This window comes from Dyadobacter sp. (assembly GCF_051859145.1).
Classification (GTDB): domain Bacteria; phylum Bacteroidota; class Bacteroidia; order Cytophagales; family Spirosomataceae; genus Dyadobacter.
Window position 1 is genome coordinate 1 of sequence record NZ_JBHYGF010000144.1, and the last position, 9,299, is coordinate 9,299.

Here is a 9,299-nt window from a genome sequence, read left to right on the forward strand (position 1 = left end):
CGGGAATGTTGAAAACACTATCTGCCTGGATCAATGGGTGAACCCACGCCTTTCCTGTAAAGTTGCTAGCTGGGGCCAGCTGTCCTTTTGGAAAAATCGACGTGCTTTGCGATCCGGCATCTTTTACCTGTGCGTTTACAAAAATATGCGTGAACGTCAGCAGGAATGCTAACCGCAAACGGACTAGTCCTTTTGATCGCTTCATTACCTGTATCTGGTTAATTTAATTAAGATTGCTTAATATCCTGTATTCATTGGGAGTTTGCCCAATCCGCTGTTTGAACAGGCGGCTAAAGTGCTGGGGATATTTGAAGCCCAACTCGAAAGCGATCTCATTAACAGTTTTGTCACTATTGAATATCCTTTCTTTTGCAGCTTCAATCACCTTCATCTGGATGTATTCCTGGGCAGTCTGGCCAGTTTCTTTCTTGATTAGGTCACCAAAATATTTCGCTGACAAGTTGAGCTCATCTGCACAATATGAGACAGACGGCAAGCCGATGGTTTGAGGTTTCTCAGAGCTGAAATAGCTGCTCAACAAAGTCTCAAATTTTGCCAGAATTCCTCTGTGTACTGTATCGCGCGTAATAAACTGCCTGTCGTAAAAGCGTGTGCAATAGTCCAGGAACAATTCAAGATTGGCGACAATGAGTTTTCTGCTGTGCTTGTCGATGGCGTGTTCGAGCTCGTACTTGATTTTGCCGAAACAGTCCATAACAATCTGCCTTTCACGCTGGGACAAATGCAGCGCTTCATTGACCTGATAGCCAAAAAACGAAAATTCTTGCATCTTCCCGTTCAGCGAGGTGCCTAGCAGCAGATCGGGATGAAAGACGAGCGCATGGCCTTTTGGCTGATAAAGCTCACCATCATTTTCTACCGTGAAAACCTGTCCCGGTGACATGAAGACCAGCGTGCCTTCCTGATAATCATAATATTCCTTCCCGTAACGAAGATCACCGCAGACGACATCTTTCAAGAATATGCCATAGCAACCCATATACTGGCTGGTCTTCTTTCTGGGACTCGCGGTTGACAAATCAATCACAGTTACCAGCGGGTGAAGTGTTTCCTGCTGGTTAAATGTATTGTATTGATTTACAGTGTCGAAACGAATGATGTCTTCCATAGTTTTGGGGTTTTTACCTGCACAAAGTTACTCAATCCAGTACCTGATGAAAAGTCCGGAAAGGCAAATCAGGAATATTGGTAGATAAAACAGGAATCTGTATACCATTCCCTTATGGAGTAAGGTCGAAATTTACAATCCAATCAAACTGCGGAAATGTCCAAAAATGAGAAACATACTTACCGGCTTAGCTTTCATTTTAAGTTTCAGTTTGCAGGCCCAGCAAACATCGACCAATACGGATGCGAGCGCAAGTCCCACAGTCCAGACAAGTGCTGGAACTTTACGGGGCGTAACGGAAGCTGACGTTGATGTCTTTAAAGGAATTCCCTATGCTGCTGCGCCTGTGGGACAATACAGATGGCGCCCCCGCAGCCATTTCCTGCCTGGAAAGGAATAAAAGATGCGACCAAATTCTGCGCTGACTGTGCCCAGTCGGGCTGGCCGCGTCAGGCAGGTAAGATCCGCGAAAACACATCGGAGGACTGCCTCTTTCTGAATATCTGGCGACCCGCAAATGCGAAGCAAGGAGACAAACTTCCAGTTATGGTTTGGATCTATGGAGGCGCATTTGTAGGCGGGGGCAGTTCATATCCTGAAACTTTCGGCAATCAGTTTGCCAAACAAGGTGTCGTCCTGGTGAATTTCAATTACCGCCTGGGGAGGCTTGGACATTTCGCGTTTCCCGCATTAAGCGCTGAGCATCCCAATGAGCCCAAAGGAAGTTATGCCTATATGGATCAGATCGCTGCCCTAAAATGGGTGCAGCAGAATATTGCCGCTTTCGGTGGCGATCCAAAGTACGTAACGATTTTCGGCGAATCGGCCGGTGGCGTTTCTGTGCATTCACTGCTGACGATCCCATCTGCGAAAGGTCTTTTTCATAAGGCGATTATCGAATCAGGCGGTGGACGTGACGGCGTTTTGTCAAGCAGACCTATAAGCAAGGAAAATGCTGATAAATATTACCCTGTATCAGCAGAGACGATAGGTGTAAACTTTGCTATTAAACACGGAATCCAGGGCAAGAATGCAGAAGCCCTAGCCAAACTCCGCTCACTGTCTGTGGAAGATATCGTCGATAATGGACAAGAAAGCAATGGCCAGGGCGGCGTGCCCATTTACGCAGGGCCGATCCTGGATGGCAGATTGGTTGTAGACATTCGAGAGTGCATATAAGGCTGGCAGGCAAATTCGTGTTCCCATCATCATTGGTTCAAATAGTGCAGAAGTACCTGCCGGTTTTGTGAATGCAAGATCGAAAGAAGAATTGCTCGCACAATTTGAGCCTGTTAAAAACGAGATGGTTGCTGCATACGATCCGGATGGTAAAACAGACTTCGCACAAATGCTTTCGATGGTCAACACCGATAAGGTTTGGGCAGAGCCAGCCAGGTTTACAGCGGATGCGGTCACAGCCAAAGGTGACAAAGCCTACGTTTATCTTTTCTCTTACGTTGCAGTTTCCATGCAACAGCGGATGCGTTTCGGCGCAGGACATGCTTCCGAGATCGCTTATGTATTTGACAATCTGATGGAGCGCAACGGTGCGGTTATCACGCCAAAAGACAAGGAGGTTGCCAAAATGATGAACACGTATTGGGCCAATTTCGCAAAGACATCTGACCCAAATGGTAAGGGATTACCGAAATGGCCAGTTTTCGATCCAAAGAAAAATGAAGTCCTTGAATTCCGCTCCGATGGTTCGGCTGCGGGCGGACCTGATCCTAAGAAAACAAGGCTTGACGTGATGGAAAAGGCTGCGGATAAATAGACCAAGAAGCGGTTCTGGCATAGCTTTCCTGACAGGTTTGACCCCAAACATCTATCAGGAATATTGGTAGACAAAACGGGAATCTATATACCAAACCGGCCCTTTGAAAGGCGGAACTTTGCATCATCAAACAAAAAACCACAAATGGAAACAGTAAAATTGAATAACGGCGTAGAAATGCCAATCCTGGGATTCGGCGTTTTCCAAGTGCCCGACCTTGCCGAATGTGAGAGAAGTGTATTGGATGCGATCCAGACAGGCTACCGCCTAATTGATACGGCCGCGTCTTATCAAAATGAAGAAGCAGTAGGTAACGCTATTAAGAAAAGTGGCATTGCGCGGGAAGACCTGTTCATTACTACCAAACTCTGGATACAATCAAATGGCTACGAAGACACCAAAAAGGCATTTGAAGTATCCCTGAAAAAGTTACAGCTGGATTACCTGGATTTGTATTTGATCCATCAGCCGTTCGGGGATGTGTATGGTGAGTGGCGTGCTATGCAGGAACTATATAAGGAAGGTAAAGTGAGAGCGATCGGCGTAAGCAACTTTCAGCCCGACAGGCTTATTGACCTGATCATCCACAACGAAGTTGTTCCGGCCGTCAACCAGATTGAAACGCACCCTTTCCACCAGCAGGTTGAAACACAACAGTTCCTTGAAGAAAACGATGTGCAGATCCAGTCCTGGGGGCCATTTGCAGAAGGCAAAAACGGCTTGTTCCACAATGAGCTGCTTGCGTCGATCGGCGAAAAATACGGCAAAACAATCGCGCAGGTAGTCGTCCGGTGGCTCACAAAGCGCGGAGTCATTGCAATTCCCAAATCAGTCCGAAAAGAAAGAATGGCAGAGAACCTGGACATTTTTGATTTTCAGCTTTCCACCGAAGATATGGGCGCGATCAATGCCTTGGATTCTAAAACCAGCGCATTTTTTGACCACCGCGATCCGAAAATGGTAAAATGGTTGGGTGAAAGAAAGCTCGAAGATAAATAGTCATTATTAAGGTCGAGAAATCAATTTTTTAGCCTCTAAATCAACTTGTTACTCATGCATTATCAATCAGTTTTCAAATCTATTCTGTCAGCTACTTTTCTAGGGATATGCCTTGTGCTGGCAGGTTTCCAATCGTCACGCGCGCAAGGCGCAGCCGGCCAGGAGCAGCAAATCATTGATCTTTCAAAAAAGAAGTGGCAATGGATGGCGGACAAAAACGTGGACGAGTTAGCCAAGCTCTTTGATGACAAAGCAAAATTTGTCCATATGAGCGGGACCTGGAAAAAAGATGAAGAGCTGGATATCATCAAGACCGGAAGCATCTGGTACAGAAAAGCCGACGTGCACGATGCAGCGGTGGAGCTTTTTGACGATACGGCTATCATTTGGAGTCGTATTACGCTGGAATCAACAGTTCGGGGTAGTGAGGCGAAAGTTGAATTTACAGTTACGGAAGTTTATAAGAAACGGGGCGCTGACTGGAAACTGCTGGCCCTTACATTCAGCAGCGTACGTGATACGCATGTTATCAAACATTAATCCGCGGATACAATGAAACTGACCATAAATAAAACAATCACCAGAATCCTTTCCTGCCTGTTGCTTGGAGCAGGCTTGATGTTTGGTTCTCAGAAAGCTTTCGCACAAGGTGAAAATAGCACCGAGCAGAAAATCATTGCACTTTCTAAAACGAAATGGCAGTGGATGGCAGACAAGAATGCAGACTCGCTTGCTGCGCTCTTTGATGAAAGGGCCGTCTTTGTTCACATGGGAGGATCTTGGGGCAAACAGCAGGAAGTCAATATCATCAAGTCCGGGGGCATTCATTACAAAAAGGCAGATATCCATAAAGTATCTGTAAACATCATTGGTTCAACGGCAATCCTTTTAAACAGGATTACACTGTTAGCGGTCGTTGGCGGCAGGGAGGTTACCAACGAGTTTGAAGTGACGGAAGTGTATGTGCTGGAAAGTGGAAGTTGGAAACTAGGGTCGCTCTCGTTTACCAAAGTGGGAGGATAACAAACCAGGTTAGAAAGCATGAAACGAACAGCTCCATTATCACACCTGCTGCTAGCCTTTTTGTTTTTGATATCGGCTTGCTCTTCTACTCAAACAGAGCGGATCGATGCTGAAACGGAAACCGAGATAGCAGCAGGCAATATCCTGATCGTCTATTTATCCCGCACGAAGAATACCAAGGCAGTGGCTGAAATGATTCAGAAGAACGTAGGCGGCAAACTCGTGTCGATTGAACTGGAAAAGCCCTATCCTGAAAATTATCAGGCAACTGTCGCGCAGGTAGCCAGTGAAAACCAGTCGGGATATCTGCCGCCTTTGAAAACTAAAATTGATAGTATCGGCCAGTATGATGTGGTGTTTGTTGGTTTTCCGACTTGGGGGATGCAGCTCCCACCGCCGATGAAAAGTTTTCTGAAACAATACGATTTGAGCGGTAAGACCGTCATTCCCTTCAATACGAACGGTGGTTACGGCATTGGCAGCACGTTCGAAACAGTCAGACAGCTATGCCCGAACAGTAAAATACTGGAAGGTTATTCGACCCGGGGCGGTCTTGAAAGGGACGGGCAACTGCTGATGATCAAGGATGAGAAAGCGCGCCAGACCCAGGATGAGATCAAGCAATGGCTCGAAAAGCTTAAAATGATTTAATGCGAACAATTTGATTCAAGCGTCGCAAATTAAATGCAATAGATATGAGAAATAAAGCAATGCTAAGCCTTGTATGTGTGGTATGCTCAATAGTTAGCTTGCAAGGCCAGGCACAGAAAACTACAAGTCAGAAACCTTTAATCATTCAGGAGCAGGGCGCTTTTTCGGCTGGTGGCAGCGTAACCAAAAGTGAAGGTACGTTCGACGCGCTCAAACCCTGGAATGTAGCGCAGGGCGGACAAACCCGCCACGGGGACCATGCCGACGTGTTTTACCAGATCCCGCCAAAGGCAAAGCGACTTTCTATGGTTTTTCTGCATGGCTACGGGCAATCGCGCCGCAGCTGGCAAACCACGGCCGATGGAAGGGAAGGCTTTTCCAATATCTTTCTAAGAAAAGGCTACGGTGTTTATCTGGTAGACCAACCCGGGCGTGGCCACGCAGGGCAAACCTCAAAGCCGGGACAGATCACGGCTACACCAGATGACCAGACCTGGTTCACTCAGTTCCGGATCGGCTTGTACCCTGATTTTAATGAGGGTGTCCAGTTTCCCAAAGACAGCGTTGCGCTTGACAATTTCTTCCGAATGATGACGCCCAATACAGGAAATGTCGATGAAGCAACGATCGTAAATGCCATGTCGGCAGTGATGGATAAGTCTGGCGACGGGATCCTATTCACCCATTCGGCCGGTGGTTCGCCTGGATGGAAGACGGCTATCAAAAACCAGCATGTTAGAGCCGTTGTGGCTTATGAACCGGGTGGCTTTACTTTTCCCGAAGGCCAGGAGCCGGAAGGTAACCGTGGCGGTAAAGGAGTCCCACTCGAGGAGTTCAAGAAACTGACGAAGATACCCATCGTGGTTTATTTCGGCGATTTTATACCCAAAGAAGAAACCAAAGCAGCTTCACTGAATTTTTGGAGAAATGTCCTGGCAACCGCGCGTGAGTGGGCAAAGGTGGTAAACAGCCACGGGGGCGATGCTACTATTGTCCATTTGCCCGAGATAGGTATCAAAGGCAATACCCATTTTCTGATGTCGGACTTAAACAGTGAGCAAGTTGCAGGAGTGTTAGAGAAATGGTTAAAAGAAAAAGGCTTGGATAAGTAACCATCAGACTATGGATTTAAGCAAAATCAAATTGAGAACCATCAGGTTAAAACCAGCTGCCTTTATAACGGTGTTAGTGGTGGTTTTAATGACTGTTAACATTATCAAGGCACAGAACGTGGTCAGCTCAAAAGAAGGGTTAGACCCCAAAGCAAAGGGCATCATTATTATTTCTTCCCTGACAGCACAAGGTGAGATCCCAGAGCTAAGAAAACAGCTTGGCGGGGGCCTTGATGCAGGTTTGAGTGTCAATGAGATTAAGGAAGTCCTGGTGCACACCTACGCATATTGTGGTTTTCCACGGAGCATTCGCGGCCTGCAAACATTCATGCAGGTCATTGAAGAAAGGAAATCCAGGGGCATCAATGACAACATGGGAAAAGAGGCTTCGCCTGTTTCAGATGACAGTAACAAATACGAGCGCGGCAAAAAAATATTGGGTGAGCTGACGGGGGCACCACAGCCCGAGCAGCCTTCGGGCTATGGCGCATTTGCGCCGGCCATAGACACATTCTTAAAGGAACATTTGTTTGCAGACATCTTTGAAAGAGATGTGCTGACCTACGGCCAAAGGGAACTGGTGACCATTTCGGTAATCAGCGCCATTGGCCAGGCTGAGCCAATGCTGAAAAGCCATTTGAGCATTTCACTACGCACAGGTTGGTCGCCTGCCCAGTTAAAAGAGTTTGTCACTGTCATTGCTCCAACAATTGGCAAGCAGAAAACGGCAGTGGCAAATACAGTTTTAAACGAAGTATTAAGCAGTAATAAATAGAATGAAAAATATAGCAATTGCAACAATGAGCCTGTTAGCATCGATGTCAGAAGTGCAGGTAGCAAACGCTCAGTCTACAACAGCAAAAAACCCGTTTACGCTGGTTTATGATGGTGCTATTTCAAAAAATATGGCAGGCAAAGTCAACATTCACCCCGTAAAATATAAGTTGAATGGGATTGATATTGCCGCCAACGTATATACCCCATCGAATTACAACCCTGCAAAAAAATATCCAGCATTAGTAATTGCCCACCCCAATGGCGGTATTAAAGAACAGACAGGTGGGCTGTATGCGCAGCGGCTGGCAGGGGCAGGATACATTACCATTGCTGCGGATGCAGCCTACCAGGGAGCTAGTGGCGGCAAGCCCCGTCACACCGATAAGCCTGCCTTTCGGACCGAAGACATTCGTGGGATGGCCGACTTTATCACCCGCTACAAGGGAGTGGATGTGAACCGTGTTGGCGCTTTGGGCATCTGTGGCGGTGGTGGATATACGTTAACAGCAGCTCAATCTGACAAAAGGCTTAAAGCGGTTGCAACACTGAGCATGTTTAACTCAGGTGAAGTCCGGCGCAATGGCTTTCAAAATTCAGCATTGACTACCATTGAAGAGCGTTTAAAGAAAGCTTCTGATGCACGTGCGCAAGAAGCTGCGGGCGGCAAAATAATTTATGCCGGGGTGGCAAGCATTACAGATATTGGCAAAGCTTTCATTATCATCTACAATTAAAATTCGACCTGCTTGCTGCTTATCCATAACTGGCACTTTACAACAAATTGCTTTACCAATGCTAGGTATCTTTTCGTCAGTATCCTATATATTTCTGTATTCAGATGAAACCTAATCACAAGCCTTCCTATTTATTTCCCATCATTTATCATATTGATGGGTACTTAATTTCTTTTTCTTCTGAGCAGATAGGGACTTACAAAGCCAAGCTTATATGGGAGTCGCTCTCTTGTTCTTCAAAGATCATCAAGTTTGATTATAGATATAATCTATCAAATGTTATCGTCTTTATATTCGGTGGTATTTCTGTACTCTTACCTGTTCCGACTTCGACTTCCTTATAATTCTGAAAAGAGCCAATTTCTGCTCCTTAAAATTACATGTTAGTGGTACAGTAAAACAAGTTACAGCTTATTGCAAACTGCCACTTTTAACTGTACTTTTCGGGATAGTGATTGTATGCATTAGGGTTTCGAAGATCGAGAAGAAATATGACCTAAAATTTGACTCCTTTCAAAGAGCATGTAGTGAGAAAATCTATCGTGAAGGTTTCATGTGTTTCCACCTAAAGATTTGAATACTGATAAAGCTATGCTGGAAAGAAATGGGGATAGACTTTCGGCGTATTTCGTAGGGCATTGATACTCCAACAAAATGGTCGGCATTGATATATTCTCAGTTCGGTTTTTTGCAGAGTAAAATGGGAAATTTGATATCACAGTAATAGAGTTCAGAATTTTTCGTAAAACTGAGACCTAACGTTTATAAGTGCCGCTTGAAAGGTGAAGCCAGGTTATCCCATCTTCAGTAAAAACTTTTGTCCATTACACATGTTACTTTTTACTATCTTTGAACTAATTGCAGGCCTGGTCACCCAATTAGTGAGTGATTCGGTGAGTAAGTAATTTGTTAGCAGGTAACAGTTTGATAATCAATAAGTTACATTTTAATAAATGATCCCAGCGGGATCACAAAGGCGCCTCAAAAGGGGCGCTTTTTTTGTTTTACGGTATACATCGAGCGTCTGCTTTTAATGTATGGGTCCTGGCCGGGCGGCCGGTGCCGTTCGAATCCCAGCCTTCGCGGCGCGGCGGGATCAC

At 45.9% G+C, this 9,299-nt stretch carries 9 protein-coding genes and 2 pseudogenes; 9 read left to right on the top strand and 2 right to left on the bottom strand.

Going from position 1 to position 9,299, the window contains the following annotated elements:
- Positions 1–205: pseudogene (locus ACTIE6_RS09940) on the bottom strand (cupin domain-containing protein); the annotation flags it as partial.
- 18 nt (positions 206–223) lie between these two features.
- Positions 224–1,129 (bottom strand): helix-turn-helix domain-containing protein, encoded by a 906-nt coding sequence (locus ACTIE6_RS09945; protein WP_439556491.1) that lies wholly within the window; start codon positions 1,127–1,129, stop codon positions 224–226.
- A gap of 166 nt (positions 1,130–1,295) precedes the next feature.
- Here ACTIE6_RS09945 and ACTIE6_RS09950 point away from each other — a divergent pair.
- The 9 genes and pseudogenes from ACTIE6_RS09950 to ACTIE6_RS09990 all read left to right on the top strand — a co-directional run bounded on the left by ACTIE6_RS09950 (position 1,296) and on the right by ACTIE6_RS09990 (position 8,199).
- Positions 1,296–2,308 (top strand): annotated as a pseudogene (locus ACTIE6_RS09950) (carboxylesterase/lipase family protein).
- Between the two features lie 67 nt (positions 2,309–2,375).
- The gene (locus tag ACTIE6_RS09955) at positions 2,376–2,903 is read left to right on the top strand and encodes a carboxylesterase family protein (protein ID WP_439556492.1); all 528 of its coding nucleotides are present in this window, start codon (positions 2,376–2,378) and stop codon (positions 2,901–2,903) included.
- 144 nt (positions 2,904–3,047) lie between these two features.
- Positions 3,048–3,902, top strand: coding sequence for an aldo/keto reductase (locus ACTIE6_RS09960; protein ID WP_439556493.1), 855 nt, complete (start codon positions 3,048–3,050; stop codon positions 3,900–3,902).
- A gap of 84 nt (positions 3,903–3,986) precedes the next feature.
- Positions 3,987–4,442 (top strand): nuclear transport factor 2 family protein, encoded by a 456-nt coding sequence (locus ACTIE6_RS09965; RefSeq protein ID WP_439556499.1) that lies wholly within the window; start codon positions 3,987–3,989, stop codon positions 4,440–4,442.
- A gap of 12 nt (positions 4,443–4,454) precedes the next feature.
- The gene (locus tag ACTIE6_RS09970) at positions 4,455–4,925 is read left to right on the top strand and encodes a nuclear transport factor 2 family protein (RefSeq protein WP_439556494.1); all 471 of its coding nucleotides are present in this window, start codon (positions 4,455–4,457) and stop codon (positions 4,923–4,925) included.
- Positions 4,926–4,943: 18 nt separating this feature from the next.
- On the top strand, positions 4,944–5,576 hold the full coding sequence (locus ACTIE6_RS09975; RefSeq protein WP_439556495.1) for a flavodoxin: 633 nt from the start codon (positions 4,944–4,946) through the stop codon (positions 5,574–5,576).
- Between the two features lie 44 nt (positions 5,577–5,620).
- On the top strand, positions 5,621–6,688 hold the full coding sequence (locus tag ACTIE6_RS09980; protein ID WP_439556496.1) for an alpha/beta hydrolase: 1,068 nt from the start codon (positions 5,621–5,623) through the stop codon (positions 6,686–6,688).
- Between the two features lie 10 nt (positions 6,689–6,698).
- Complete coding sequence (locus ACTIE6_RS09985; protein WP_439556497.1) at positions 6,699–7,463, top strand: carboxymuconolactone decarboxylase family protein; 765 nt, start codon at positions 6,699–6,701, stop codon at positions 7,461–7,463.
- Between the two features lies 1 nt (position 7,464).
- Positions 7,465–8,199, top strand: coding sequence for an alpha/beta hydrolase (locus ACTIE6_RS09990; protein WP_439556498.1), 735 nt, complete (start codon positions 7,465–7,467; stop codon positions 8,197–8,199).
- The last annotated feature ends 1,100 nt before the right edge of the window (positions 8,200–9,299 follow it).

Coding starts and splice junctions, on each gene's coding strand:
- ACTIE6_RS09945 (WP_439556491.1), bottom strand. CDS start 1,129: ATGGAAGACATCATTCGTTTCGACACTGTAAATCAATACAATACATTT.
- ACTIE6_RS09960 (WP_439556493.1), top strand. CDS start 3,048: ATGGAAACAGTAAAATTGAATAACGGCGTAGAAATGCCAATCCTGGGA.
- ACTIE6_RS09970 (WP_439556494.1), top strand. CDS start 4,455: ATGAAACTGACCATAAATAAAACAATCACCAGAATCCTTTCCTGCCTG.
- ACTIE6_RS09975 (WP_439556495.1), top strand. CDS start 4,944: ATGAAACGAACAGCTCCATTATCACACCTGCTGCTAGCCTTTTTGTTT.
- ACTIE6_RS09980 (WP_439556496.1), top strand. CDS start 5,621: ATGAGAAATAAAGCAATGCTAAGCCTTGTATGTGTGGTATGCTCAATA.
- ACTIE6_RS09985 (WP_439556497.1), top strand. CDS start 6,699: ATGGATTTAAGCAAAATCAAATTGAGAACCATCAGGTTAAAACCAGCT.
- ACTIE6_RS09990 (WP_439556498.1), top strand. CDS start 7,465: ATGAAAAATATAGCAATTGCAACAATGAGCCTGTTAGCATCGATGTCA.